This is a genomic window from Streptomyces sp. NPDC042336 (genome assembly GCF_055581985.1).
On sequence record NZ_JBVJEA010000010.1, the window covers coordinates 16,483 to 41,199 of the forward strand.

Sequence of the window (24,717 nt, forward strand, 5' to 3'; positions counted from 1 at the left end):
CACGCGCGCGTGTGCGCGCACCCCTCCTGTCACTCGGCACCGGCTGCTCGGCACCGGTGTCCACACGAAGCGGAGTACTCCGTCCATGAAGGCTTCCCGTATCGCCGCCGCCGGCGCCGTGTCCGGTCTCGCCGTCCTCGCCCTGTCCGCCCCCGCCTTCGCGCACGTCAGCGTGCAGCCGGAGGGCGCGGCCGCCAAGGGCGGTTACGCGGTCGTCGACTTCAAGGTCCCCAACGAGCGGGACAACGCCTCCACCACCAAGCTGGAGGTCAGCTTCCCGGCCGACCACCCGCTGGCGTCCGTCATGCCGCAGCCGGTGCCCGGCTGGAAGGCCGAGGTCACCAAGGCCAAGCCGGCCAAGCCGCTGGAGTCGCACGGCAAGCAGATCACCGAGGTCGTCACCAAGGTGACCTGGACCGCCGACGGCAAGGGTGTCGAGCCCGGCTACTTCCAGAAGTTCCCGGTCTCCATCGGCGCGCTGCCCGAGGACGCCGACCAGTTGGTGTTCAAGGCGATCCAGACGTACTCCAACAAGGAGGTCGTGCGCTGGATCGAGGTGCCGCAGGAGGGCCAGGAGGAGCCCGAGACCCCGGCGCCCGTGCTCGCGCTGTCCGCCGCCGAGGACGACGCCCACGGCGCGGCGGGCTCTTCGGACGCGAAGGCCGACGACGCCGGGGCGGACGCGCAGAACACCGCCGCCGACGCCTCCTCGTCGGACTCCGGCTCCGGTGACGGCAGTGACACCACCGCCCGGGTCCTCGGCATCGTCGGCATCGTCGTCGGCGCGGCGGGCGTCGGGTACGGCGTGCTGGCCGGCCGTCGGCGCGACTCCGGCGCGACGGCGTAGCGACGCCGCGCCGGTGCGTCGGCAGCACCTCGCCGGCGCATCCTCTCGTCCGGTGCGCGCCGGACCCGGTCCGTCGGTTCTCCGACGGCCCCCGGCGCGCACCGGAGCACCTCACATCTGGGACATTTTTCTATGCGCAAGAAGACGTACGCCCTGGCCGCCCTGCTCGCGGCCGTCTCCCTGACGCTGTCCGCATGCGGCAGCGACGCCGACAGCGACAAGCCCGTGACCGTGGTCTCCGAGGACAACAGCCAGCAGGCCGCCACCGTCCTCGACAAGCCCTTCGAGAAGCCCGACCTGGTCCTCACCGACACCCAGGGCAAGAAGTACGACCTCCGCGAGCAGACCGCCGGCAAGCCCACGCTGATCTACTTCGGCTACACCCACTGCCCCGACGTCTGCCCGCTGACCATGAACAACATCGCCGTGGCCAAGAAGCAGCTCCCCCAGGCGGAGCAGGACAAGCTCCGCGTCGTGTTCGTCAGCACCGACCCGGAGCGCGACACCCCGGCCGCGCTCGGCAAGTGGCTCAAGGGCATCGACCCGCAGATCGTCGGTCTGACCGGCGAGTTCGACACCATCCAGGCCGGCGCCCGCACCCTCGGCATCTCGATCGATCCGCCGACCAAGGACAAGGACGGCAAGATCGTCTCGACCCACGGCACCCAGGTCGTCGCCTTCTCCCCGAAGTCCGACGCGGGCTACGTCCTGTACGGCGAGGACGCCACGGTCGACGACTACACCAAGGACCTCCCCAAGCTCATCAAGGGGGAGAACCCGTGAGGCGGCCCGCGGGAGAGCGGCTCGTGAGGCGCCGCCCCGACCTCGCCGCCGTCGCGGTGATCGGCGCCCTGGCCCTCGCGGGCTGCGGCGGCTCGGACTCCGACCCGGACTCCGCGGCCTCCGGCGCCGACCTCTCGGTCGACGCCGCCTACATACCGCAGCCCGTCTCCGACTCCATGGCGGCCGGGTTCCTCACGATCACCAACGAGGGCGACGCCGCGGACGAACTGACCTCCGTCACCAGTGAGGACGGCGAGGTCACCGTGCACGAGACCGTCGGCGGGGCCATGAAGGAGGTCGACCGCCTCGAGGTGCCCGCCCACGGTCAACTCGTGTTCAAGAGCGGCGGAAACCACCTGATGTTCGAGAAGCTGAAGCACCAGCCGAAGCAGGGACAGTCCGTCGCCGTCGAACTGCACTTCGCCCACTCCGACCCCGTCACGGTCAAGCTGCCCGTGAAGGCGGCCACCTACCAGCCCACCACCGGACACTCCGGGCACTCCGAAGACTCCGGACACTGAGGGAGGGACCACCTTGACGCAGACCATCGCCCCGCGCGTCCGGACCCTGGTGCTGCTGCTCCTGACCGCGGCCTGCGTGCTGCTGGCCGGCGCCGGACCGGCCTCCGCGCACGCCGCGCTCACCGGCAGCGACCCCCGGGAGGGGGCGGTGGTCGACAGGGCTCCGGCCCAGGTGTCGCTCACCTTCTCCGAGTCGGTCTCCATGGACGACGACTCACTGCGCGTCCTCGATCCCAAGGGCAAGCGCGTCGACGACGGCGAACCGTCCGGCACGGGCGGCACGACGTACTCCGTGAAACTGCACGCCGGGCTGCCCGACGGCACCTACACGGTGACCTACCAGGTCGTCTCCGCCGACAGCCACCCGGTCTCCGGCGCCTACACCTTCTCGGTCGGCGCTCCCTCCGAGACCTCGGTCAGTGTCTCCGGACAGGGGGCGGGCGGCGGATTGGTCGGCGGTCTGTACGGCGTCGGACGATACGTGTCGTACGCCGCCTTCGCCGTCCTGGTGGGCGGTGCCGCCTTTGTCCTCGCCTGCTGGCCGCGGGGCTCCGGGGTGCGCGTCGTCCAGCGGTTCGTCGTCTCCGGCTGGCTCGCGCTGACCGCCGCCACCCTCCTGCTCCTCCTGCTGCGCGGCTCCTACACCGGTTCCGGGAAGGTCGCCGACGTCTTCGACCTGGGCCTGCTCGGCGAGGTGCTGCAGACCAAGTCCGGCGCCGCGTTGGTCTCCCGGCTGCTGCTGCTGGCGGCGGCCGCACTGTTCATCGCCGTGCTCTTCGGCGCGTACGACAAACGGGAGGACGAGGAGAAGCGGGACCTCACCTTCGGGCTCGCGGTCGGCGGGAGCGTCGTGGCGGTGGGTCTCGCGGCGACCTGGGCGATGTCCGAGCACGCCTCCGTCGGCCTCCAGGCGGGCCTCGCCATGCCGGTCGACGTCGCCCACCTGATCGCCGTCGCCACCTGGCTCGGTGGGCTCACCGCGCTGCTGGTCGCCCTGTACCGCGGCCCGGCGGACACACCGGTCCCCGCCCTCGCCGTACGCCGGTTCTCGCGCGTCGCCTTCGGCAGCGTGATCGCGCTGGTGGTGACCGGCACCTACCAGTCCTGGCGCCAGCTCGGTTCCTGGACGGCCTTCACCGACACCCGGTACGGACAGCTGCTCCTCGTGAAGATCGGGCTCGTGGCGGTGCTCGTCGGTGTCGCCTACTTCTCGCGCCGGTGGACGGCACAGCTGGCAAAGGCGGCGCCCGCCGTGGCCGGGGCCGCGCGGGGCGCGGAGAAGGCGTCCGGGAAAGCCGCCGGGAAGGCTGCCGCCAAGGCGGCCGCCCAGACGGCAGGAGCCGGGAAGGCGTCCGCGAAGAGTTCCGGGGAGGGGTCCGGGAAGGGGTCCGCGAAGAGTTCCGGAGAGGGGTCCGGGAAGGGGTCCGCGAAGAGTTCCGGAGAGGGGTCCGGGAAGGGGTCCGCGAACGCGAAGGTCGCCGAGAAGGCGTCCGGCGCGGCGAAGGACTCCGCCGGCTCCCGGCGAGCCGCCCAGCTCGCCCGGCAGCGCGCCGCCGTGGACGCCGCCCGGCAGAAGCGGCAGCGGGACGCCGATCCGCACCGCTTCGGACTGCGCCGCTCCGTGCTCGCCGAGGCGGGCGTCGCCGTGGTCCTGCTCGTGGTGACCACCGTGCTGACCCAGACCGAGCCGGGCCGCACCGAGGAGGAAGCCAAGGCCGCCGGCGCGTCTTCCGTCACCGGCTCCGCCTCCTCCACCGGCGCGGTGACGCTGGACATGCCCTTCGACACCGGCAGCCAGAACGGCAAGGGCGTCCTACGGGTCGAACTCGACCCGGCCCGGGTCGGCGCCAACGACATGCACCTCTACGTCGAGCGGCCGGACGGGACCGCGTTCGACATCCCCGAGGTGAAGGTGGCCCTCACCCAGAAGGCAAAGGACGTCGGACCCCTGCCCGTCGTCCCCGACCACATCACCACCGGCCACTGGTCGGCGAGCGGAGTACAGATCCCGATGGCCGGTGACTGGGAAGTCGCCGTCACCGTGCGCACCTCCGACATCGACCAAGTCACCCTCTCCAAGAACGCTCAGATCGGCTGAACCGCACCATGGCTGACCAGTCCATCCCGCAGGCCCGGGACCACGAGGCGACCCGGTCCGGCGGACCCGGACCGCTCGACTCCGACGGCACCGCCACGCCCGGGGGCATCTCCCGGCGGCGACTGCTCGGCACCGCCGGTGCCACCGGGCTCGTCCTCGGCGCGGCGGGCGCCGCCGCCGGCTACGCCGCCGCACCCTCCTCCGCCGCCACTCCGCTCACCTCGCTCGGCAGCGAGCAGGCGATGTTTCACGGGAAACATCAGCCCGGCATCACCACGCCGCTGCAGGCCCGCGGCCACCTCATCGCCTTCGACCTCGTGGCGGGTGCCGGCCGCAAGGAGGCCGCCGCGCTGCTGCGCCGCTGGTCCGACACGGCCCGGCGGCTGATGGCGGGCGAGCCGGCCGGAACCCGTGACACGGACGTGGCCCGGGACGCCGGCCCCTCCTCGCTGACCGTCACCTTCGGCTTCGGCCACAGCTTCTTCGGCCGGACCGGGCTGGAGAAGCAGCGCCCGGTCGCGCTCGACCCGCTCCCCGACTTCTCCTCCGACCACCTCGACAAGAACCGCAGCAACGGCGACCTGTGGGTGCAGATCGGCGCCGACGACGCCCTGGTGGCATTCCACGCCCTGCGCGCGATCCAGCGGGACGCCGGGGCGGCCGCGCGTATCCGCTGGCAGATGAACGGCTTCAACCGTTCGCCCGGCGCCACCGCCCATCCCATGACGACCCGCAACCTCATGGGCCAGGTCGACGGCACCCGCAACCCGAAGCCCGCCGAGGCCGACTTCGCCGAGCGGATCTTCGTGCCGGAGGAGCCCCAGGCCGGGAACGGCTCCCCGGCCTGGATGGCTAACGGCTCCTACGTCGTCGTACGCCGCATCCGCATGCTCCTCGACGACTGGGAGAAACTCTCCCTCAAGGCCCAGGAGGACGTCATCGGGCGTCGCAAGTCCGACGGGGCACCGCTGTCCGGTGGGAGTGACGCCACCGAGACGACGGAGATGGACCTGGAGAAGACGGACGGCTCCAGAAAGCTCGTCGTTCCGATCAACGCCCACGCCCGCATCACCCGTCCCGACCAGAACGGCGGCGCGGCCATGGTCCGCCGGCCCTTCTCGTACCACGACGGCTTCGACGCCGACGGTGTCCCGGACGCCGGACTGCTCTTCATCTGCTGGCAGGCCGATCCGCTGCGCGGCTTCGTGCCCGTGCAGCGCAAGCTGGACCGGGGCGACGCGCTGTCCCCGTTCATCCGGCACGAGGCGAGCGGCCTGTTCGCGGTCCCGGGCGGGGCGTCCGAGGGAGGGTACGTGGGACAGCGGCTGCTGGAAGGGTGAAACCGGCGACGCGTCACCCCCGGGAGGGGCGCGGCGAGACGCGTGGGCCGGGTGTCCCCCGGGCCCATTAGGGTGAGGACATGCCAGCCAGTTACGCGTATCTCGGCCCTGAAGGCACCTTCACCGAAGTCGCCCTGCGCACCCTCCCGGAGACGGCGACCCGGGAACTGGTCCCGTACGTCTCCGTGCAGTCCGCGCTCGACGCGGTGCGCACCGGCGAGGCCGAGGCCGCCTTCGTGCCGATCGAGAACTCCGTCGAGGGGGGCATCACCACCACCCTCGACGAGCTGGTCGCCGGCCAGCCGCTGATGATCTACCGCGAGGTGCTGCTCTCCATCACCTTCGCGCTGCTGGTCCGCCCCGGCACCAAGCTGTCGGACATCAAGACGGTCACCGCCCACCCGGCCGCGCAGCCCCAGGTCCGCAACTGGATCAAGGCGCACCTCCCCGACGTCGCCTGGGAATCGGCCGCCTCCAACGCGGACGGCGCCCGCCTGGTGCAGGAGGGGCGGTACGACGCCGCGTTCGCCGGTGAGTTCGCCGCGGAGCGCTACGGCCTCGAGGTGCTGGAGGCCGACATCCACGACGCGGAGAACGCCCAGACGCGCTTCGTGCTGGTGGGCCGCCCGGCCCGGCCCGCGGCACCGACCGGGGCGGACAAGACGTCCGTCGTGCTCTGGCAGCGCGACGACCACCCCGGTGGCCTGCGTGATCTGCTGGGCGAGTTCGCCACCCGGGGCATCAACCTGATGCTGCTGCAGTCCCGTCCCACCGGTGCCGGCATCGGGAACTACTGCTTCTGCATCGACGCCGAGGGGCACATCTCCGACCGCAGGGTGGCCGACGCGCTGATGGGCCTGAAGCGGGCCTGCCTCCAGGTGCGCTACCTCGGGTCGTACCCCCGCGCGGAGGTCGAGCCCGCGGACGTGGACGCGCTGCGGCCGGGCACCTCGGACGAGGCGTTCGTGGCGGCGGCGGACTGGGTGGCACGCTGCCAGGACGGCCGGTTCTGACCGTCGGCTCCGACCGCCGGGCCTATCTGCTGATTTTCGTTGTCCACAGAAGTTATCCACAGGTCCGCTTCTCGACCTGGGGACAAGTCGACAACGAAGCGACATTCGGTCGACAAATCCCCCTACAGTGCCGTACTTCACCCACAGAGGCCCAGGTCACCCTTCGTCCACCTGTTTCTTGCACCCCATCCTCCGGAGTGACACCGAGTGTCCCGTTTCCACTCGAAAGTGGGGGCATGGAGGGTTTGGACCGCCCGCCTCCAGGAATTGAGAATGATCAATTCCATGCATCCACAGATCTTTCGCACACCCTGTGGATAACTTTCCCGGACTGTGGATTCCTGTGGACAGTCGTGCCCCAAGTCCCGTTCCCCACAAGGAAATCCGGTCAACCCGGTGCCCATGCAGCACCCCCTTCCGGGGAGGCCGCAACGTTTCCTTGACCCGTGGAACGGAACGCGAGGCCCGCGTACCGCAATAGCGGGTCGAGAGACGACACCACGCACCGGTAGCCTTGACCGCGTGATTGACCTTCGCCTGCTCCGTGAGGACCCCGACCGTGTGCGCGCCTCGCAGCGCGCCCGTGGAGAGGACGTCGCGCTCGTCGACTCCCTCCTGTCCGCCGACGAACGGCGCAGGTCGTCCGGCGTCCGTTTCGACGAGCTGCGCGCCGAGCAGAAGGGCCTCGGCAAGCTGATCGGCAAGGCCGCCGGGGACGAGAAGACCGAGCTCCTCAAGCGGGCCGAGCAGCTGAAGACCGAGGTCAAGGCCGCCGACACCGAGCGCGACGTGGCCGACGCCGAGACGCAGGAGCTGCTCCAGCGCCTCGGCAACCTCGTCCACCCCGACGTGCCCGTCGGCGGCGAGGAGGACTTCGTCACGCTGGAGACGCACGGCACGCACCGCGACTTCGCCGCCGAGGGCTTCGAGCCCAGGGACCACCTGGAGCTGGGCCAGCTGCTCGGCGCCATCGACGTGGAGCGCGGCGCCAAGGTCTCCGGCTCGCGCTTCTACTTCCTGACCGGTGTCGGCGCCCTCCTGGAGCTCGCCCTGGTCAACGCGGCGATCGCGCAGGCCACGGCGGCCGGCTTCACGCCGATGCTGACGCCCGCGCTGGTGCGCCCGCAGTCGATGGCCGGCACCGGTTTCCTCGGCCAGGCCGCCCAGGACGTCTACCACCTCGACAAGGACGACCTGTACCTGGTCGGCACGTCCGAGGTGCCGCTCGCCGCGTACCACATGGACGAGATCCTGGACGCCGAGCGCCTGCCGCTGCGCTACGCCGGCTTCTCGCCCTGCTTCCGCCGTGAGGCGGGCTCGCACGGCAAGGACACCCGGGGCATCTTCCGCGTACACCAGTTCGACAAGGTCGAGATGTTCTCCTACGTCCTCCCCGAGGACTCGCAGGCCGAGCACCAGCGCCTGCTGGAGTGGGAGAAGCAGTGGCTGACGTCGCTGGAGCTGCCGTTCCGGGTGATCGACGTGGCCTCGGCCGACCTGGGCTCCTCGGCCGCGCGCAAGTACGACTGCGAGGCGTGGATCCCGACCCAGGGCAAGTACCGCGAGCTGACCTCGACCTCGGACTGCACCGAGTTCCAGTCCCGGCGGCTGTCGATCCGCGTCCGCGAGGGCAAGAAGGTGCGTCCGCTGGCCACGCTGAACGGCACGCTGTGCGCCGTGCCGCGCACGATCGTGGCGATCCTGGAGAACCACCAGCAGGCCGACGGTTCGGTCCGCGTCCCCGAGGTGCTGCGCCCGTACCTGGGCGGCCGGGAGGTCCTGGAGCCGGTGGCCAAGTGACTGACACCGGCACCGCCGCGGTCCCCGGCACCGGATCCGCCGGGGGCTTCCCTTACCGGCTGATCGCGACCGACCTCGACGGCACGCTGCTGCGCGGCGACGACACGATCTCGCAGCGCACCCGCGACGCGCTCGCCGCGGCCACCGCGGCGGGCGCCGCCCACATCGTGGTCACCGGACGGGCGGTGCCGTGGACCCGGCACATCCTGGACGACCTCGGCTACGACGGGCTGGCCGTCTGCGGTCAGGGCGCGCAGGTCTACCACGCCGGGGAGCACCGGCTGCTGACCTCCGTGACCCTGGACCGGCAGCTGGCCGGGGTGGCTCTGGCCAAGATCGAGGCGGAGACCGGCCCGCTGTACCTGGCGGCCAGCCGGGACGGCCTGGAGGGCGACGTGCTGGTCGGCCCGGGCTACGCGGTCGGGGGCAAGCTGCCGGCCGTTCCCTTCACCGACGCCTCGGACCTGTGGTCCGCGCCGCTGAACAAGATCTACATCCAGCATCCGACGCTGTCCGACGACGAGCTGGCCGAGGCGGCCCGGCGCGCCGCGGGCGGCTTCGTCACGGTCGTCATGGCCGGAGCGGGCGTCGTCGAGCTGCTGCCGCTGGGACTGTCCAAGGCCACGGGTCTGTCGCTGGCGGCCCGCCGGCTCGGTCTGAAGGCGGCGGACACGATCGCCTTCGGCGACATGCCCAACGACATCCCGATGTTCGGCTGGGCGGCCCGGGGCGTGGCGATGGCCAACGCCCACGAGGAGCTGAAGGCGGTGGCCGACGAGGTGACGTCCTCCAACGACGAGGACGGCATCGCGGTGGTCCTGGAGCGGCTGGCAGCCTGATACCGGGCCGGAGCGCTTCGGCTTCACCCCCGGCGGCGCACGGTCCGGACGGCGTCGGCGTCCCCGTCGGTCGGCCCACGCAGGGCATCCCGCGTGCTCGAAGCGGCCTCCCGTAGCGCCGTCGCCGTCCGGCCTCGTGCATCCCCCACAGTGCCGTCACGGGAAGCCGGGCGCCACCGATTAAAAGGGACGTACGCCGCGTTACCGGCGGCTCGCGGTCACTCCTCCCCGGCCATCGTCAGCGACCGCAGCTTCTGGCCGGCGTACCAGGTGGCGAGCACGGTCACCGCGACGAGCAGCACCGTCGCGGTCGGCAGGCCGACGTCGGAGGTCACCAGGTTCCCGTCGGCGACCTTCTGCGCCACCGACAGCGACCACTGCTGGACGCTCAGCGTCCTGGCCCCCGGCACCAGGGAGCCGAACAGGGCCTCCCAGACCAGGGCGTAGACGAGCCCGAAGACCACCGCATGCCGGGACACCGTGCCCAGCAGCAGGAACAGCGCGGCGTAGGCGATGGAGGCGACCAGCGCGGCGATCGTGTAGGCGACAGCGACCTGCTGGCCGTTGCCGTTCAGGATCAGGCCGGCGAGCAGCGTGGGCACCGCGGAGAAGACCATCGTCACGGCTATGGCGACGATCAGCTTGGTGAAGATGATCGTCGGCCGCTTGATCGGCTTGGACAGCAGGTACACCACCGAGCCGTCGTCGATCTCCGGGCCGATGGCGCCGGTGCCGGCGATGACGCCGATGATCGGCACCATGGTGGCGAGGGCGAACCCGCCCAGCACGTCGACCGAGGTCTGGTCGTCGGCTCCGGCGAGCGCGCGCACCGCGACGGCGATGACGAGCAGCAGCAGGGGGAGCGCGCCCAGGATGAGGGCCCGGCGGCGGCCGAGCAGGGCCCGGTAGGTGAGCCGGGCGACTGTGGGGTCGTACATTCTTTCGGCCTCCTACGCCGCGACGAGATACGAGAAGACGGACTCGAGGGACTCGTCGGACGGCGAGACCGTGAGCAGCCGGATGCCGTGGTCGCGGGCGACCTTCGGCAGCAGGGCCGTGAACCGGCCGAAGTCGACGGCCTGGATGCGCAGGGCGCCCTCGGCGAGGTCGACCTCGATGCCGGACGTCGAGGGGTCGGCGATCAGCGCCGCCGCGAGGGCCCGGTCGTCGCTGGAACGCACCAGGTAGCGGTGTGGCCGGTCGGTCATCAGGCGGCGGATCTTGCGGAAGTCGCCGCTGGCCGCGTGGCGTCCGGCCACGATGACCTCGATGTGCCAGGCCAGTTGTTCGACCTCTTCGAGGATGTGCGAGGAGAACAGCACGGTGCGGCCCTCGTCGCCCATGCGCCGCAGCAGGTCCATCAGCTGCATGCGCTGACGGGGGTCCATGCCGTTGAACGGCTCGTCGAGCAGGAGCAGCGACGGCTGGTGGACGAGGGCGGAGGCCATCTTCACGCGCTGGCGCATGCCCTTGGAGTACGTGGCGATCTTGCGGTCCTGGGCGTAGGCCATCTCCACGGTGGCGAGGGCCTCGTCGGCCGCCTTGGCGCCCAGGCCGTGCAGCTCGGCGTTGGCGAGAACGAACTCGCGGCCGGTGAGGAAGTCGTACATCGCCTCCCGCTCGGGGACGATGCCGATGTGCTTGTAGATGCCCTCGTTGCGCCAGACCGGCAGGCCGTCGAGGGTGACGCTGCCGGTGGAGGGGGCGAGGAAGCCGCCCATCATGTTGATGAGGGTGGACTTCCCCGCGCCGTTCGGGCCGAGCAGGCCGGTGACACCGGGGCCGATCGTCATGGTGATGTCGTTGACGGCGACCACGTTGCCGAACCAGCGGGAGACGTGGTCGATGTTCAGCGTGGTCACAGTCCCACCTTCTTGTAGCGGCGCATCAGCAGGCCGTAGCACCCGGCGATCAGGCCGAGGGTGACGAGGACGTAGACGGCGCCCTCACCGTTGCTCGGGCCGACCCCGCCGGGGAAGGCCGAGGTGGCACCCAGGAAGGCGGACTGCACCCCGTCGATGAGGGTGATCGGCGAGAACAGGCCTATCCAGGAGACGGCTCCGGAGCTGCTCTGGACGTCCGCGATGGCCTGGAGCGTGGAGACCGCGCCGTAGGTGATGGTCAGGACGGCGATGACGGCCGCGATACCGAAGCCGCGGCGCGGGGTGACCGAGGCCACGACCAGGCCGAGGCCGGCGAAGAGCAGGGAGAGCAGAGCCACGGAGACCAGTCCCTGGGCGAACCCCTTGGTCTGGTCCGCGAAGTCGAGTTTGGCGAGCAGCGCACCCACGTAGAGCACCAGCAGCGGTGCGGCGGTGAGGATGAACAGGGCGGAGGCCAGCGACGCGTACTTGGCGCGCACGTAGTCGGAGGTCTCGATCGGCCGCGAGAAGTACAGCGGCACGGTCTTGAAGCGCAGGTCGCGCGAGACGGACTGGGGGGCCTGGGCCGCGACGTAGAGGCTGATGACGGCCTGCAGGACGATCGCGTAGCGCGTGTAGTCCAGGGGCAGGTCGTTGGCCTTGGTGGCGACGGCGACCGCGACCATGATGGCCGCCGGGAGGCACATCACCACGAACAGCAGCATCGGCAGCACCTTCGACTTGGCCGAGCGGCCGAGGCCGTAGGCGCCGCGCAGGGACTGCGAGTACAGCGAGCGGCGGGCGTAGGCGCGGCCGAGGCGGGGGCCGTCGTAGCTGCGGTAGCCGATGTTGTGGATGCGGGTCTGGTCACCCGGGACCGTGGCTGTGGGCTGTTCAGCTGCCATGGCCGACCGCCTCCTTCCGTGCTGCGTCGCTGTCGGTGAAGACCTCCGAGATGTGGTGCCGGCGCTGCTCCATGCGGACCAGGCCGAGGCCGAGGTCGGCTATGACGTCGCGGACCAGGTCATAGGTCTCCTCGCCCGCCGAGGTGAGCAGCAGGACGTGGCCTGCGCCGGGCAGGCCGCTGCCGTCCTGGACGGTGACCCCGCGCGCGTCGAGCGCGTCGCGCACCGCGCGGGTGCCGTCGGGGTGTTCGTCGGTGTCGGTGACCTCGATCGCGAGGGTCGTGGTGGTCTGGGTGAAGTCCGTGGTGGAGCTGGAGCGCAGCAGCTTGCCGCCGTCCACCACGACGACGTGGTCGCAGGTGCGCTCCAGCTCGCCCAGCAGGTGCGAGGTGACCAGGACGGAGATGCCGAAGTCGGTGTGGATGCGGCGGATGAGGCCGAGCATCTCGTCGCGGCCGACCGGGTCGAGGCCGTTGGTCGGTTCGTCGAGGAAGACCAGCTGGGGGTCGTGGACGAGGGCCTGCGCGAGCTTCACGCGCTGCTTCATGCCCGTGGAGTAGCCGCCGATGGGGCGGTAGCGCTCCTCGTACAGGCCGACGTGGCGCAGGGTGTCGGCCGTGCGCTCGCGAGCGGCGGTGGGCGGCAGGCCGGACATGCGTGCCATGTGGACGACGAACTCGGTGGCCGAGACGTCGGGTGGCAGGCAGTCGTGCTCCGGCATGTAGCCGACCCGCTCGCGGATGTCGGCGCCCTTGGTGGCGACATCGAGTCCGAGCACTTCGGCCCGGCCCTCGGTGGCGGGAGACAGACCCAGCAGGATCTTGATCAGGGTGGATTTGCCGGCGCCGTTGGCACCGACGAGTCCGGTCACACCGGGTCCGACGTCCACGGAGAGCCGGTCGAGCGCGGTCACCCGGGGGAACCGCTTGCTCAGGCTTTCGGTCGCGATCACAGTCACACCCATGACAGTAGTGACGCCCGCCACTGCGGTCGTCAGACCGCGGGGCCGTCTTGGCGTCAGTCTCGAGTAGTACGGGCCCGTAGGGGATGCCGTACCTGAGGGCCACGGCGTGGCTTTCCGGGCCGCGCCCACCACCCTATTGACGACTGGTCTAACAACTGGGAGATTCGGCGGCGTCACGTTACGGGCGAGTATCACGGCCGGCGCGGACCGCGCCGGGACGGCGGAACGGGGGTGGCACGGCATGGGTGGCACGACGACGGTGGCGGCCGGACTCCGCACGGAACCGCGCGGGTCGCGGTGGTCGTGACCGGCTCCGCGCATCCCGGGGCGAGTGCCTTCTGGCTGGACGACGATCTGCCGCACCCGCGGCGCTGGGCGGAGGAGACATGACGGTGCTGGACGGCGCACGGGAGCGCCGGGTGCGTTCGGGCGAGGTCGAACTGTGCGTGGCCGAGCTGGGCGATCCGCGGCGGCCCACGGTCGTCCTGGTGCACGGCTACCCGGACAGCAAGGAGGTCTGGTCCGAGGTCGCCGCCCGCCTGGCCGACGCCTTCCACGTGGTCCTCTACGACGTCCGCGGTCACGGCCGGTCCACCGCGCCGAGCCCGCTGCGGGGCGGGTTCACGCTGGAGAAGCTGACGGACGACTTCCTGGCGGTGGCCGACGCGGTCAGTCCGGACCGGCCCGTGCACCTGGTCGGCCACGACTGGGGCTCGGTGCAGTCCTGGGAGTTCGTCACGGTCAAGCGCACCGAGGGCCGCATCGCCTCCTTCACCTCGATGTCAGGCCCCTCCCTCGATCACTTCGGGCACTGGATCAACAAGCGTCTCAGGCAGCCCACCCCGCGCCGGGTCGGACAGCTCCTCGGCCAGGGCGCCAAGTCCTGGTACGTCTATCTGCTGCACACCCCCGTGCTCCCGGAGCTGGCCTGGCGCGGCCCCCTGGGCAAGCGCTGGCCGGGCATCCTGAAGCGCGTCGAGAAGGTGCCCGGCGGCGACTACCCGACCGCCTCCCTCCCGTCGGACGCGGCGCACGGGGCCTGGCTGTACCGGGACAACGTGCGGCCCCGGCTGCGCAGGCCACGCGAGGACGCCTACGCGCACGCCCCCGTGCAGCTCATCACGCCCCTCGGCGACGCGTTCCTGTCGGAGCGGCTCTACGACGGCCTGGAGCTGTGGGCGCCGCAGCTCACCCGGCGCACACTGCCCGCGAAGCACTGGGTGCCGCGCACCCGGCCGGACCGGCTGGCGGACTGGATCACGGAGTTCGTCACCGCCACCGAGGACGGCCGCTCCGGGTCCGGGGCGAACGGGAAGCACGCGGACCGCTTCGGCGGGCAGCTGGTCCTGGTCACCGGTGCGGGCAACGGCATCGGACGGGCGACGGCGTTCGCCTTCGCCGAGGCCGGCGCGCGCGTGGTGGCCGTCGACCGGGACGCCGAGGCCGCCGCCCGGACCGCGGAGCAGTCCCGGCTGATCGGCGCTCCGGCCGCCTGGGCGGAAACCGTCGACGTCTCCGACGGGCAGGCGATGGAGAAGCTGGCGGCCAGGGTCGCCGCCGAGTACGGCGTGGTGGACGTGCTCGTGAACAACGCCGGGATCGGCCTGTCGGGCTCCTTCTTCGACACCACGCCGGAGGACTGGAAGAAGGTCCTCGACGTCAACCTGTGGGGCGTGATCCACGGCTGCCGTCTGTTCGGCCGGCAGATGGCCGAGCGCGGACAGGGCGGCCACATCGTCAACACCGCGTCGGCGGCGGCCTTCCAGCCCTCCAGGGCGCTGCCCGCCTACGGCACCTCCAAGGCGGCCGTGCTGATGCTGAGCGAGTGCCTGCGCGCCGAGCTGGCCGGTCAGGGGATCGGTGTCACGGCGATCTGCCCCGGCCTGGTCAACACTGGCATCACCGCCACCGCGCACTTCGTGGGGGTGGACGCCGAGGAGGAGAAGCGCCGGCAGCGGCGCACCGCCCGGTTGTACGCGGCGCGCAACTACCCGCCGGAGAAGGTGGCGGACGCGCTCCTGGAGGCGGTGGTGCACAACAGGGCGGTGGTCCCGGTGACGCCGGAGGCACGCGGCGCTCGTCTCATGTACCGCTTCGCGCCACGGGTACTGCGGCGCCTCGCCAGGGTGAAGCCGCCTCTGTAGTTTCCACAGAGACCCCCAACCATCCTGTGGATAACTGGACTTGACTGTGGATCAAACCTCGTCGGCTAAATCGATCGCGTGATGCCCGTCTCACTGTGCAGGCTGGTGCCATGCACAGAGAACGCTCGGTGAAGGTGTCCAAGTACCTGTCGAAGCATCTGCGCCACCAGCCGGAGAGGATCGGGCTCACGCTCGACGAGGGGGGCTGGGTCGAGATCGACGCGCTGATCGCCGCGGCGGCCGCGCACGGCTTCCGCTTCACCCGCGAGGAGCTCGACCACGTGGTCACCACCAACGACAAGCGGCGCTTCGCGGTCGAGGGCACCCGTATCCGGGCCAGCCAGGGCCACAGTGTCGACGTGGATCTCCAGCTGCCCGCGGCGTCCCCGCCGCCGTACCTGTACCACGGAACCGTGGCCCGGCACCTGGAAGCCATCCGCGCCGAGGGCCTGCGGCCGATGAACCGGCACGACGTGCACCTCTCCGCGGACCGCGAGACCGCGACCCGGGTCGGAGCCCGCCGCGGCAGGCCGGTCGTGCTCCCGGTGGACGCCGCCGCCATGCACCGCGACGGACATGTCTTCCACATCAGCGCGAACGGGGTCTGGCTGACGCGGCACGTGCCGTCCCGCTATCTGCGCTTTCCCGCTCCGCACTGACGCAGCATGATCGAAGGCATGGAGCACCTGCCCACCACCCAGTCCGCCGTCACCGCCCTCCGCGCCCTCGCCGAGGAGTACGCGGTGGAGATCGAGGTCACCGACGACATCGGCGCCGACCAGACCTCCCGCCACATGAGCGCGGGCGTGGGGGTGACCACCGACACGGACGGCTCCCTCCCGCACGAGGCGTTCGTCGAGTTCGGCGGCGTTCCCCGGGTGAGCGTGCGGCTCTTCCACGAGGGCGATGCCCTGGTCACCGTCGAGAACGTGGAGTTTCCCGATGTCGAACGTGACGAGGTGCCCGCGTTCCTGCGCTCCGTCTTCGGTGGCCTCGCCTACGTCCACGGGCGACGTTTCCCGCCCGGGTACCGCCTGATCGTGCCGTTGCCGGGCGACCGGGCCCACAAGGAGCACGTGTCGATGCTCCTCCTCACCCCGTGGCTGAGCAGCCGCGTACGGTGACGCCGGCGGCTGTTTCACGTGAAACCGGGGGCGGCCGCATAGGCTCGGAGGCATGAGTCTGCGCCTGAGCACCGTGATCCTCCCGTACCGCCGCTGGCACGAAGGCGGCCGTTCGACCTGGACGCGGGCCGAGCAGCTCGGCTTCCACACCGCGTACACCTACGACCACCTCTCCTGGCGCAGCTTCCGGGACGGACCGTGGTTCGGTGCCGTACCGACCCTCACCGCCGCAGCGGCCGTGACCGAGCGGCTGCGTCTGGGCACCCTGGTCACCTCGCCGAACTTCCGGCACCCGGTGACGCTGGCCAAGGAGCTGATCTCCCTCGACGACGTCTCCGGCGGTCGGATCACCCTCGGCATAGGAGCGGGCGGCACCGGCTTCGACGCGACGGCGCTGGGCCAGGAGCCGTGGACGCCGCGCGAGCGTGCGGACCGGTTCGGCGAGTTCCTGCCGTTGCTCGACCGGCTGCTGACCGAGGACGCCGTGTCGTACGAGGGAGACTTCTACTCGGCCCACGAGGCGCGCAACATCCCGGGCTGTGTACAGCGGCCCCGGCTGCCCTTCGCGGTGGCGGCGACCGGTCCGCGGGGTCTGGCGCTCGCCGCTCGGCACGGTCAGGCGTGGGTGACCACCGGTGACCCGAAGCTGTTCGAGAACGGCACCCCCGAGCAGTCGGACCGGGCGCTGCGGCGGCAGGGCGACCGGCTGGCCGACGCCTGTGCCGCGATCGGCCGGGACGTGGGCGAGCTGGACCGGGTCCTGCTCACCGGCTTCACACCGGAGCGCAGTCGCCCGCTGGAGTCCGTGGACGCGTTCGTGGACTTCGCCGGACGCCACCGGGACCTGGGCTTCACCGAGCTTGTCGTCCACTGGCCGATCCCGGGCTCGGACTTCGCCGCGGACGAGAAGCTCTTCGAGCGGATCGCGATGGAGGCGCCGGCGCAGCTGAAGGAATGAGAGCACGGAACCGGACGGTGCCGGGGTGGCGGACGCGAGAGCCGTAGCTCACAGATGTGCGGACCCTCGCACGGGCGTGCACGCATATGCGTGACAATGACCGGGTGACCTCAGCGACCCGACAGCCCGAGCCCCCGGCCGCCGCCACTCGCCCGCGGCTCATCGCCACCGACCTCGACGGCACCCTGCTGCGCGACGACAAGTCGGTCTCCCCGCGCACGGTCGCCGCGCTGGCCGCCGCGGAGAAGGCGGGCATCGAGGTCTTCTTCGTCACCGGCCGCCCCGCCCGCTGGATGGACGTGGTCAGCGCGCACGTCCACGGGCACGGCCTCGCCATCTGCGGCAACGGCGCCGCCGTGGTCGACCTGCACGGCGGCCCCGGCAGGCACAGGTTCGTCAAGGTCCGCGAGCTGCCGCAGGAGAACGCGCTGGACGCCGTGCGGCTGCTGCGGGAGGCGGCGCCCGGCACGGTCTACGCGGTCGAGCAGACGTACGGCTTCCACCAGGAACCGGCGTACCCGAAACTGCACATGGAGGACCCCGACGCTCTCCTGCCCGCCGAGGAGATCCTGGCGCCGGGCGGTCGTGCCGCTGCCGAGCCCGTCCTGAAGATTCTGGCCTTCCATCCCGAGCTGGACCCCGACGGCTTCCTCACACTGGCCCGTCTCGCCCTCGGCGATCGCGCCAACGTCACCCGGTCCAGCCCCAGCGCCCTGCTGGAGATCAGCGGACCCGAGGTCTCCAAGGCCAGCACGCTCGCCCTGTGCTGCGCGGAGCGCGGCATCTCGCACGAGGAGGTCGTGGCCTTCGGCGACATGCCGAACGACGTCGAGATGCTCACCTGGGCGGGCCGGTCGTACGCGATGGGCAACGCCCACCCGGACGTGATCGCCGCCGCCTCGGGGCGGACCGTCGCCAACAACGACGACGGAGTGGCGGTCGTGATCGAGCGGATGCTGGCGGACCTGCCCTGATCTCCGCCTCCGCGGGGCACCCGGCCCCGCGGCCCGACCAGCGCCGTCACAGCGGCACTCCGTGCTGCGACAGCCACGGCACCGGGTCCAGCGCCGAGCCCATCTCCGGGGTGACCCGTACCTCGAAGTGCAGGTGGGGTCCGGTGGAGTTGCCGGTGCTGCCGGACTGGCCGATCCACTGCCCGGCCCGGATCCGGTCGCCCTGGTCGACGGCTGCGGCGGCGAGATGGGCGTACTGCGTGTAGTAGCCGCCCGGGTGCTCGATGACGACCTGGATGCCGAAGGCCCCGCCGCAGGACACCTTCAGGACCCGGCCCGTGCCGACCGAGCGCACCGGTGTCCCGACCGGCACCGCGAAGTCCTGGCCGGTGTGCCGGTTCGCCCACCGCGATCCGCCGCTGCCGAAGGACGCCGACAGTTCGTAGGTCTCGACCGGGGCCACCCAGGACGGGCCGACGGGCACGTCCGGCTGGTCGAGGCGGACCGCGCCCGGGCACGAGCCGGCCGCGACGGAGGAGTCCGCCTGTCCCTCCAGCCGTGACCGCGCCACCTCCAGCTTGCCCTCGATCTTCTTCTTCAGTTTCACCAGGCCGGCGTTGCGCTTCTCCAGGGCCTGCCAGGCCGCCTGCGCCTTGGCTTCCTCCGCGGCCAGCCGGGCCTCCGCCCGCAGGTTCGCGCCGATGGCCCGGTCCACGGCGAGGTTCGCGCGCGAGACCGCGCGCTGACCGCGCATCAGCTCCTCCGGGTCGTCGGCGAGGAGCATCCGCGCGGTGAGCGGGAGCCCGCCGCCGTCTCGGTACTGGGCACGGGCGATGCGGCCCAGGTCCTCGTGCATGGCGTCGATCTTCCGTCGTTGCCCGTCGAGCCGCCGCTCGTACTCCAGGGCCTTCGACCGTTGCGCCTCGGCCTCCCGCCGGCCGTCCTCGTACTGGCGGGTGGCGTTCGCCGCGTCCTCGTACAGGCGCGCCACCTGCGGGCCGAGACCCGTGCCGGGCCCGTCGTTGCCGTCCCTGCCGTCGGTGGGGCGGGCTCCCAGCACGGCGAGCGCGCACAGCAACACCGGAACGAGCAACGGGCGTCGGCGAGGTGAGCGCATGTCAGCGATCGTGGACCCGCGCGGGTCCCGCGGTCTCGTTCAGGTCGTACGAGTGGGGGACCCGTTGCTGCACACGGCTCAGCGCGGCTGCTGCACACGGGGCATCACGGGCGTCGGCAGCGCTCAGTAGGGCGCTTCCCACAGCACCGTCGTGCCACCGCCGTCCGCCCCGATGCCCGGCCCGAGCCGGCTGGTGCCGCCCACGCTCTCGGCGCGGCGCTCCAGGTTGTGCAGGCCGCTGCGCCGGCCGCCCTCGGGGATGCCGACGCCGTCGTCCGCGACGGTCAGGCGGACGCCGGGGCGGCCGTCCGGCAGGGTGGCCGTCGCGTCCACGACCACCTCGATCCGGCCTGCGTGGGCGTGCCGGAAGGCGTTGGACAGGGTCTCGCGCAGTGCGGCGATGAGATTCTTGCCGGTCACGTCGCCGACGGCGGTGTCGACCGGACCGACGAAGCGGTGCGTGGGCGTGAAGCCCAACGGGACGGCGGCCATGCTGATCTCGCGCAGTACGCGGGTGCGCAGTCCCGTGGGCGCCTCGGCCGGCTGCTGGAGCGCGAAGATCGCCGAACGGATCTCCTGGATCGTCACGTCGAGTTCGTCGACCGCCCCGCCGACCCCGTCGCGCACCTCGGGCACGGCCGAGCCGCGCTGGGCGCTCTCCAGCATCATCCCCGTCGCGAAGAGCCGCTGGATGACGAGATCGTGCAGGTCACGGGCGATCCGGTCCCGGTCCTCGTACACGGCGAGCCGCTCCCGGTCGCGCTGGGCCTCGGCCATCGTGAGCGCCAGCGCCGCCTGCGAGGCGAACCGGTCGCCGAGCGCCCGCTCCGTCCGGGTGAACGGACGGTCCCCCCGGGCACGGGGCATGACGAGGCACCCGAGGACCTTTTCGTCCCGGCACAGCGGCAACAGCATGACCGGCCCGTAGGAGCGCGCAGGTCCGTCTTCCAGGCGGGGATCGGTGGCGGCGTCGTCCACGAACACGGGCCGTCCGGCGAGCACTTCCCTCACGATGGCGTTCTCCGGCGGGATGACCGCCCCGAGGGCGTCCGAGAGGCGCGGCGCGTCGACGGCCACGATCTCCAGGCCGCCCCCGTCGGCCGGCAGCAGCACGATCCCGGCGGCCGCCCCGGAGAGGCGACGGGCCTGCTCGGCGACGGTCTGCAGGGCGTCGTCGGTGTCGCCGCCGGCCAGCAGTGCGGTGGTGACGGCGACCGATCCGTCGATCCACCGCTCCCGCTGCTGGGCCGCCTCGTGAAGTCGCGCGTTGCCGATGGCGATACCGGCCTCCGTGGCCAGGACCCGGACCATGGCGAGGTCGTAGTCGTTGAAGGGCTCACCCGCGTGTTTGTCGGTCAGGTAGAGGTTGCCGAAGATCTCGCCCTGCACGCGGATGGGGACGCCGAGGAAGCTGCGCATCGGCGGGTGGTGGTCGGGAAAGCCGCACGAGCGCGGGTCCTCGGTCAGGTCGGTCAGCCGGACCGGCTCCGGATCACGGATGAGCGCGCCGAGCAGGCCCTTGCGGCCGTCCGGCAGGTGGCCGACGCACCGGGCGGTCGCCTCGTCGACGCCGTGGTGTACGAAGTCGGCAAGGCCCTCGCCGTCCTGGTCCACGACGCCGATGGCCGCGTACCGGGCGTGCGCCAGATCGGCGGCCGTCTCGCAGATCCGGTTCAGCGTGGCGTGCAGTCCCAGTCCGCTGCCGACGGAGCGCATGGCGTCCAGCAGTTTCGGCACCCGGGCCAGCAGCTCGGCCGAGGTCCCCTCATGGGGCGGCGGGGAGCCGGGGGGCGGCGCTGGGGACATGACCCGAGCCTAATGAGACCTTTTTGTTCAGGAAAGTCGGTTTACCGAAAACTTTCGCGGACTCGTGGCCGGGCCGTCCGGTCACCGTGCCCCCACCAGCAGTTCCGCCGCCGCCTCCCGTCCGGCCATCTCCCGCAGCGGTCCCGGCACGGCCGCCAGCTCCGCGTACGTACCGCGCTGCACGACCCGGCCGCGGTCCAGGACGATCACCTCGTCCACGGCCCGCAGTCCCGCCAGCCGGTGGGTAATCAGCAGGCTCGTACGGCCCTCGGTGGCGGCCAGCAGATCGGCGGTGAGCGCGTCGGCGGTCGGCAGGTCGAGATGCTCGGCGGGCTCGTCGAGGACGAGGACGGGGAAGTCGGCGAGCAGCGCCCGGGCCAGCGCCAGCCGCTGGCGCTGGCCACCGGAGAGCCGGGCCCCGTACTCACCGACCAGCGTGTCCAGGCCGTCGGGCAGACTGTCGGCCCACTCCAGCAGCCGGGCCCGCGCCAGCGCGTCGCGCAGTTCGCCCTCGGTGGCGTCCTTCCTGGCCAGCAGCACATTCTCGCGGACCGAGCTGTCGAAGAGGTGCGCGTCCTGGGCACACAGTCCGACGAGCCGCCGTACGTCGTCGCCGGCCAGGGCGTAGGCGTCGACACCGGCCAGCGTGTAGGAGCCCGCGTCCGGGTCGAGGAAGCGGAGCAGCACCTGGGCCAGGGTCGTCTTGCCGGACCCGGACGCTCCGACCACGGCGACGCGGCGTCCCTGTGCCAGCGTCAGGTCCAGGTCCGCCAGCGCGTCCCTGTCCTGCCCAGCATGGCGCGCGGCCAGCCCCTTGAGGACCACCGGGAACGGCGAGGCGGGTGCCGGCCGGGGCACCTCGGGCTCGCGCACCGGCTCCGGGGCGTCGAGCACCTCGTACACACGCTCGGCGCTCCTGCGCACGCGCTGCCGGTACTGCACGGCGAGCGGCAGTCCGAGTACGGCCTCGAAGGCGGCCAGCGGCGTGAGGACGACGACGGCCACGGCCACGCCGGCGAGCCGGCCGTCGGCGGCGGCCTGGACCGCGACGAGGGCGGCGGCCGCGACGGTCAGGCCGGAGACGAGCGCGGTGAGCCCGTCGCCCAGCGCGGTGGCGGTGGCGGCCCGCGAGGCGATCCGGGTGAGGGTGCCGTCGGCCCGCCGCGCCTCGGCGGCACGGCCGGGCAGGGCTCCGGCGACGGTCAGCTCGGCGGTGCCGGTGAGCAGCTCCGTGACGCGGGTGGCCAGTTCACCCCTGGCGGGGGCGAGCCTGCGCTCGGCCCGCCGGGCCACGGCCGCGGTGACCAGCGGGACACCGGCCCCGGCGGCGAGCAGGCCGACCGCGAGCACGACGCCCGCCTCCGGCAGCAGCCAGGCCGTGAAACCGACCGAGGCGACGGAGACGATCAGCGCGCTGCCGGCGGGCAGCAGCCAGCGCAGCCAGTAGTCCTGCAAGGCGTCGACGTCGGCGACGAGCCGGGTCAGCAGGTCGCCGCGGCGGCTGCTGCGCAGTCCCACCGGGGCCAGCCGCTCCAGCCGCCGGTACACGGCGACCCGCGTGTCGGCCAGCATCCGCAGCACGGCGTCGTGCGACACGAGCCGCTCCGCGTAGCGGAACACCGCCCGCCCGATCCCGAAGGCGCGCGTCGCCGTCACGGCCACCATCAGGTACAGCACCGGCGGCTGCTCGGAGGCCCGCGAGATGAGGTATCCGGAGGTCGCCATCAGGCCCACGGCACTGCCCAGCGCCAGACCGCTGAGCAGCAGCGCGAGGCCGAGCCGCCCGCGCCGGGACCGGGACATGGCACGGACCCGGGACAGCACGCCTCCGCGCGCGTGCGCGGCGGACTCGGCCGGCCGGGCGGGCACAGCGGCCGGTTCGTCGAGGGCACCCGGAGCGGGGGTGCGAGGGCTCGCCTCCCCGGCGACCGGCAGCCCGCCGGTGCGGTCGGGCACGGCGACCGTTGCCGGCGCGTCCAGCCGCACCACCCGGTCGGCCACCTCCAGCAGTGCCGGGCGGTGCACCACCAGCAGGACCGTCCGCCCCTTCGCCAGCCTGCGCACGGCGGCCACGACCTCGGCCTCGGTGGCCCCGTCCAAGGCCGCCGTCGGCTCGTCGAGCAGCAGCACCGGCCGGTCCGCGAGAAACGCCCTGGCCAGCGCCAGCCGCTGCCGCTGCCCGGCGGACAGGCCGGTACCGCCCTCCCCCAGGACCGTCGCCGTGCCCTCGGGGAGCGCGTCCACGAACTCCAGCGCTCCCGCCTCCCGCAGGGCCCGGCGGAGGTCGGTGTCGCCGGCGTCCGGCCGGGCCAGCCGTACGTTCTCCGCGATGGTGCCGGCGAACAGGTGCGGGTGCTGCGGCACCCACGCGACGCGGGCGTGCCACTGCGCCACGTCGAGGGAGGAGAGGTCGGCTCCCCCGACCAGGACCCGTCCCCCGGTCGGGGGGACGAAGCCGAGCAGGGCGTGCAGGAGCGTCGACTTGCCCGCCCCGCTGGGGCCGACGAGCGCGACCGTCTCCCCGGGCTCGACGGTCAGGTTCACGTCCGTCACGGCCGCCGTGTCGCGCCCGGGGTAGCGGACCGTCACGTTCTCGAAGGCCAGGGCGCCGTCCGCCGGAACCGGCCCGGTCCCCGACGCCGGTACGGGACGCTCCAGCACCGAGAAGATGTCCTCGGCGGCGGCGAGACCCTCGGCCGCCGCGTGGTACTGCGCCCCCACCTGCCGCAACGGCAGATAGGCCTCGGGTGCGAGGACCAGCACCACCAGGCCGTCGTACAGGGCCATGTCCCCGTGGACCAGGCGCATGCCGATGGTGACGGCGACGAGCGCCACGGACAGGGTGGCGAGCAGTTCCAGCGCGAAGGACGACAGGAAGGCGATCCGCAGGGTCCGCAGGGTCGCCCGGCGGTACTCGCCGGTGATGCGTTTGATCGACTCGGCTTGGGCCTTGGCCCGGCCGAAGACCTTCAGCGTCGGCAGCCCGGCGACCACGTCCAGGAAGTGTCCGGACAGTCGTGACAGCAGCCGCCACTGGCGGTCCATCCGGGACTGGGTGGCCCAGCCGATCAGCATCATGAAGACCGGGATGAGGGGCAGGGTGCCGACGATGATGGCCGCCGAGACCCAGTCCTCGGTGACGATGCGGGCCAGTACCGCCACCGGCACGACCACCGCGAGACCCAGTTGCGGCAGATAGCGCGAGAAGTAGTCGTCGAGGGCGTCGACGCCCCGGGTGGCGAGGGCGACCAGCGAGCCGGTCCGCTGTCCGCCCAGCCAGCCGGGGCCGAGCGCGGTGGCCCGCTCCAGCAGCCGGCCCCGCAGCTCCGACTTCACCGCCGCGCTCGCCCGGTGCGCGGCCAGTTCGGTGAGCCAGCCGACCAGCGCCCGGCCGCAGGCGACGGCCGCCAGGAGCAGCAGCGGCGTACGGAGTCCGGCGGCCGTCGTGCCGTGCTGGAAGGCGCCGACCACCACCTCGGCGACGAGCATCGCCTGCGCGACGAGCAGTCCGGCTCCGACGGCGCCCAGGGCGACGACCGCCGCCAGGAAGATCCGGGTGGCGCGCGCGTACCGCAGAAGACGTGGATCGATGGGTTTCACGTGAAACAGGCCCTCCTGCGAGGTGGGTGCGTTTCCCCGCGTT

20 protein-coding genes and 1 pseudogene are annotated in these 24,717 nt (G+C 72.1%); 14 read left to right on the forward strand and 7 right to left on the reverse strand.

Annotation, left to right across the window (positions count from 1 at the left end):
- Nucleotides 1-85: 85 nt before the first annotated feature.
- The 8 genes from ACZ6IM_RS21835 to ACZ6IM_RS21870 all read left to right on the forward strand — a co-directional run bounded on the left by ACZ6IM_RS21835 (nt 86) and on the right by ACZ6IM_RS21870 (nt 9,241).
- On the forward strand, nt 86-847 hold the full coding sequence (locus tag ACZ6IM_RS21835) for a YcnI family copper-binding membrane protein (protein WP_469558326.1): 762 nt from the start codon (nt 86-88) through the stop codon (nt 845-847).
- Between the two features lie 132 nt (nt 848-979).
- The gene (locus ACZ6IM_RS21840; RefSeq protein WP_052836842.1) at nt 980-1,630 is read left to right on the forward strand and encodes an SCO family protein; all 651 of its coding nucleotides are present in this window, start codon (nt 980-982) and stop codon (nt 1,628-1,630) included.
- Between the two features lie 23 nt (nt 1,631-1,653).
- Entirely contained in the window at nt 1,654-2,151 is a 498-nt protein-coding gene (locus ACZ6IM_RS21845) for a copper chaperone PCu(A)C (RefSeq protein WP_469558329.1), read from the forward strand.
- A 13-nt stretch (nt 2,152-2,164) separates the two neighbouring features.
- Nucleotides 2,165-4,249 carry a copper resistance CopC/CopD family protein gene (locus ACZ6IM_RS21850; protein ID WP_469558332.1) on the forward strand — a complete coding sequence of 695 codons (2,085 nt, stop codon included), beginning with the start codon at nt 2,165-2,167 and terminating at the stop codon, nt 4,247-4,249.
- Nucleotides 4,250-4,257: 8 nt separating this feature from the next.
- Nucleotides 4,258-5,589: an iron uptake transporter deferrochelatase/peroxidase subunit gene (gene efeB / locus ACZ6IM_RS21855; protein ID WP_052836839.1), complete on the forward strand. Its 1,332-nt coding sequence runs from the start codon at nt 4,258-4,260 to the stop codon at nt 5,587-5,589.
- An 80-nt stretch (nt 5,590-5,669) separates the two neighbouring features.
- Entirely contained in the window at nt 5,670-6,602 is a 933-nt protein-coding gene (gene pheA, locus ACZ6IM_RS21860) for a prephenate dehydratase (RefSeq protein WP_052836838.1), read from the forward strand.
- Nucleotides 6,603-7,124: 522 nt separating this feature from the next.
- The gene (serS, locus tag ACZ6IM_RS21865; protein WP_052836837.1) at nt 7,125-8,402 is read left to right on the forward strand and encodes a serine--tRNA ligase; all 1,278 of its coding nucleotides are present in this window, start codon (nt 7,125-7,127) and stop codon (nt 8,400-8,402) included.
- Entirely contained in the window at nt 8,399-9,241 is an 843-nt protein-coding gene (locus ACZ6IM_RS21870; RefSeq protein ID WP_052836836.1) for an HAD family hydrolase, read from the forward strand. Before serS ends, ACZ6IM_RS21870 begins: the two co-directional genes overlap by 4 nt.
- Before the next feature lie 218 nt (nt 9,242-9,459).
- Here the strand turns inward: ACZ6IM_RS21870 and ACZ6IM_RS21875 are convergent, their stop codons facing one another.
- Genes ACZ6IM_RS21875 through ACZ6IM_RS21890 form a run of 4 tightly spaced genes read right to left on the reverse strand, consistent with a single transcriptional unit; the run spans nt 9,460 to nt 12,960 of the window.
- Nucleotides 9,460-10,179, reverse strand: coding sequence for an ABC transporter permease (locus ACZ6IM_RS21875; RefSeq protein WP_052836835.1), 720 nt, complete (start codon nt 10,177-10,179; stop codon nt 9,460-9,462).
- A 12-nt stretch (nt 10,180-10,191) separates the two neighbouring features.
- Nucleotides 10,192-11,103 carry an ABC transporter ATP-binding protein gene (locus tag ACZ6IM_RS21880; protein WP_052836834.1) on the reverse strand — a complete coding sequence of 304 codons (912 nt, stop codon included), beginning with the start codon at nt 11,101-11,103 and terminating at the stop codon, nt 10,192-10,194.
- Nucleotides 11,100-12,008, reverse strand: a complete 909-nt coding sequence (locus ACZ6IM_RS21885; protein ID WP_052836833.1) for a hypothetical protein — start codon at nt 12,006-12,008, stop codon at nt 11,100-11,102. Before ACZ6IM_RS21885 ends, ACZ6IM_RS21880 begins: the two co-directional genes overlap by 4 nt.
- On the reverse strand, nt 11,998-12,960 hold the full coding sequence (locus ACZ6IM_RS21890; protein ID WP_052836930.1) for an ATP-binding cassette domain-containing protein: 963 nt from the start codon (nt 12,958-12,960) through the stop codon (nt 11,998-12,000). The genes ACZ6IM_RS21885 and ACZ6IM_RS21890 overlap by 11 nt, the downstream gene beginning before the upstream one ends.
- A 309-nt stretch (nt 12,961-13,269) precedes the next feature.
- On the opposite strand from ACZ6IM_RS21890, the pseudogene ACZ6IM_RS21895 reads away from it, so the two are divergent.
- From ACZ6IM_RS21895 to ACZ6IM_RS21920, 6 genes and pseudogenes are all read left to right on the forward strand, one after another.
- A pseudogene (locus ACZ6IM_RS21895) lies at nt 13,270-13,362 on the forward strand (M24 family metallopeptidase); the annotation flags it as partial.
- Nucleotides 13,359-15,116 carry an SDR family oxidoreductase gene (locus ACZ6IM_RS21900; RefSeq protein ID WP_469558340.1) on the forward strand — a complete coding sequence of 586 codons (1,758 nt, stop codon included), beginning with the start codon at nt 13,359-13,361 and terminating at the stop codon, nt 15,114-15,116. The pseudogene ACZ6IM_RS21895 and the gene ACZ6IM_RS21900, both read left to right, overlap by 4 nt.
- A 110-nt stretch (nt 15,117-15,226) precedes the next feature.
- Nucleotides 15,227-15,775: an RNA 2'-phosphotransferase gene (locus ACZ6IM_RS21905; protein WP_052836831.1), complete on the forward strand. Its 549-nt coding sequence runs from the start codon at nt 15,227-15,229 to the stop codon at nt 15,773-15,775.
- A gap of 6 nt (nt 15,776-15,781) precedes the next feature.
- Nucleotides 15,782-16,240, forward strand: coding sequence for a hypothetical protein (locus ACZ6IM_RS21910; RefSeq protein WP_052836830.1), 459 nt, complete (start codon nt 15,782-15,784; stop codon nt 16,238-16,240).
- A 52-nt stretch (nt 16,241-16,292) separates the two neighbouring features.
- Nucleotides 16,293-17,198, forward strand: a complete 906-nt coding sequence (locus tag ACZ6IM_RS21915; protein ID WP_469558344.1) for an LLM class flavin-dependent oxidoreductase — start codon at nt 16,293-16,295, stop codon at nt 17,196-17,198.
- 86 nt (nt 17,199-17,284) lie between these two features.
- A complete protein-coding gene (locus ACZ6IM_RS21920; RefSeq protein WP_052836828.1) occupies nt 17,285-18,172 on the forward strand; it encodes a Cof-type HAD-IIB family hydrolase in 888 nt (295 codons plus the stop codon).
- A gap of 46 nt (nt 18,173-18,218) precedes the next feature.
- Here ACZ6IM_RS21920 and ACZ6IM_RS21925 read toward each other — a convergent pair whose 3' ends face one another.
- From ACZ6IM_RS21925 to cydD, 3 genes are all read right to left on the reverse strand, one after another.
- A complete protein-coding gene (locus ACZ6IM_RS21925) occupies nt 18,219-19,268 on the reverse strand; it encodes a M23 family metallopeptidase (protein ID WP_052836827.1) in 1,050 nt (349 codons plus the stop codon).
- Between the two features lie 123 nt (nt 19,269-19,391).
- Nucleotides 19,392-21,074: a GAF domain-containing sensor histidine kinase gene (locus ACZ6IM_RS21930; protein ID WP_052836826.1), complete on the reverse strand. Its 1,683-nt coding sequence runs from the start codon at nt 21,072-21,074 to the stop codon at nt 19,392-19,394.
- A gap of 81 nt (nt 21,075-21,155) precedes the next feature.
- Nucleotides 21,156-24,674, reverse strand: coding sequence for a thiol reductant ABC exporter subunit CydD (gene cydD / locus ACZ6IM_RS21935; protein WP_469558348.1), 3,519 nt, complete (start codon nt 24,672-24,674; stop codon nt 21,156-21,158).
- Between the last annotated feature and the right edge of the window lie 43 nt (nt 24,675-24,717).

Coding starts and splice junctions, on each gene's coding strand:
- ACZ6IM_RS21920 (WP_052836828.1), top strand. CDS start 17,285: ATGCGTGACAATGACCGGGTGACCTCAGCGACCCGACAGCCCGAGCCC.
- ACZ6IM_RS21930 (WP_052836826.1), bottom strand. CDS start 21,074: ATGTCCCCAGCGCCGCCCCCCGGCTCCCCGCCGCCCCATGAGGGGACC.
- ACZ6IM_RS21875 (WP_052836835.1), bottom strand. CDS start 10,179: ATGTACGACCCCACAGTCGCCCGGCTCACCTACCGGGCCCTGCTCGGC.
- ACZ6IM_RS21910 (WP_052836830.1), top strand. CDS start 15,782: ATGATCGAAGGCATGGAGCACCTGCCCACCACCCAGTCCGCCGTCACC.
- ACZ6IM_RS21905 (WP_052836831.1), top strand. CDS start 15,227: ATGCACAGAGAACGCTCGGTGAAGGTGTCCAAGTACCTGTCGAAGCAT.
- ACZ6IM_RS21835 (WP_469558326.1), top strand. CDS start 86: ATGAAGGCTTCCCGTATCGCCGCCGCCGGCGCCGTGTCCGGTCTCGCC.
- ACZ6IM_RS21915 (WP_469558344.1), top strand. CDS start 16,293: ATGAGTCTGCGCCTGAGCACCGTGATCCTCCCGTACCGCCGCTGGCAC.
- ACZ6IM_RS21840 (WP_052836842.1), top strand. CDS start 980: ATGCGCAAGAAGACGTACGCCCTGGCCGCCCTGCTCGCGGCCGTCTCC.
- ACZ6IM_RS21885 (WP_052836833.1), bottom strand. CDS start 12,008: ATGGCAGCTGAACAGCCCACAGCCACGGTCCCGGGTGACCAGACCCGC.
- ACZ6IM_RS21925 (WP_052836827.1), bottom strand. CDS start 19,268: ATGCGCTCACCTCGCCGACGCCCGTTGCTCGTTCCGGTGTTGCTGTGC.
- efeB (WP_052836839.1), top strand. CDS start 4,258: ATGGCTGACCAGTCCATCCCGCAGGCCCGGGACCACGAGGCGACCCGG.
- ACZ6IM_RS21900 (WP_469558340.1), top strand. CDS start 13,359: ATGACGGTGCTGGACGGCGCACGGGAGCGCCGGGTGCGTTCGGGCGAG.
- pheA (WP_052836838.1), top strand. CDS start 5,670: ATGCCAGCCAGTTACGCGTATCTCGGCCCTGAAGGCACCTTCACCGAA.